This is a genomic window from Phyllobacterium sp. P5_D12 (assembly GCF_054049495.1).
Genome location: NZ_JBFUMG010000827.1, coordinates 1 through 1472 on the forward strand (window position 1 = coordinate 1; position 1472 = coordinate 1472).

General features: G+C 52.7%; 1 protein-coding gene and 1 pseudogene. Both read right to left on the reverse strand.

Annotated features, from left to right (window positions below):
* The coding region (locus ACXJ5O_RS26805) for a restriction endonuclease subunit S (protein WP_457302563.1) at positions 1-1291 on the reverse strand (1291 nt) is incomplete at its 3' end.
* Positions 1284-1472 (reverse strand): annotated as a pseudogene (locus ACXJ5O_RS26810) (SAM-dependent DNA methyltransferase); the annotation flags it as partial. The gene ACXJ5O_RS26805 and the pseudogene ACXJ5O_RS26810, both read right to left, overlap by 8 nt.

The window sequence follows — 1472 nt, forward strand, 5'->3', positions numbered from 1 at the left end:
ATATCAGTCTGGGTAGGAGGAAATCGCGGGTCGTTGCGAGCGTTTGATTTTGAATGCAGTTCTTTAAAATCATTTCATGCAACGGCGAAACAAGATGCCCCCATCGCGAAACGACGTTTTCCACATTGGGCCACACAACATTCAGATTACCAAATTTACTCTTGTTCATATTGTGAAAAACGGAGCCACCGCTGCCGCCTGCCATGACCTCATACGACAGTCGTCGGCACGACCAGTACAAAAATAATGACCAATCAGCTTTCAATKGAACAACTGTATTGATTTGTTGATTTGATTGGACCTCTCGGTGGTTGATCACGACAAGGCCCGGCGTAGCAATGCAACTTACTGAAATAGAGCCGCTGGGAACGCTTTGTTTTCTTTGACTTAAGGCACCAACCGAAGACAGCATGCTTTGCGTTTCGACAACATACATCTGTCGGTGCATGTCGGGTATCTTGAGAAATGGAACGTCTGTCCCGAAGTACTCAGCAACTTTTGTGCTTGGCGTCTTTCCAGTAACGATCCTTCCTACGGAATGGAGAGGCCTCTCTTGCCACCCCAGCGGCAGTCCGTCGTCCCCGAACGTCGCCGGAAACAGATCGGCCAGTTGCTGCGCTTGCTCGGCATCGGACACGAGCTCGCCCATGATGTCCAACGGGTCGGTGGCTCCTTCCTGCTTGCGTCGCGTGGGGCCGAAATCGACGAACCAGTCGCGGAAGATCGCTTGCGCCATCGCCTCCAGTGTTTTGCTGATGAGCCGGTTCAATTCGATCTTGTCGTCGAGTGAGCCTAGCAACCCAGCAATAGCTTGCTGATCGCTCAGTTCCAAGGCAGGAACGCGGAGACCTTCAAGCATGGCTTTAGTCAGTGCATTTCGCGTTGCCCCTGCCGACGCGAGCCCTAGTAACTGCCCTTGCATGGCAGGGGTGATGAGATAGTACCTTAGAAAAAGTGGATCAATCTCACGTGATCTTGGCCTGATGATCGCGACATGCTGATTGACCCGTGCCGGGAGCGCGTCTGGATGCACGCGACATACGCGAGCGACACTGTCGCCAGTGATGTTTACGAGTACATCCCCTTCGCGCACCTCCACATTGTTTAACTTCCGGGCTTGCTCGTCGTTGATAAATGCCAAGCCCGAGAACTCAAACCCATCGTTGTGAATATTTTGGCTCCGAATGAGAGAATAAGGACCTTCGCTGAGATATGCGTCTTTACCGCCACGCGGCGTGGCACCGCTCCCGATCTTTTCACAGTGGTCCCCAAGTCGTAATTCGTTATTCACTAACCGTCACCCCTGCCAATGCTTTCTCAATCCGTTCTTCCAGCACCCTTCCTTCGGCAAAATGCGCCTGCAACTGCTCGCGCAGTCCGTCAAATTTCTCAGAGAACGGGATGCCGTCATCTTCGATGTCTGCCGCGCCGACGAACCGACCCGGCGTTAATATATGTCCATGTGCACGAAC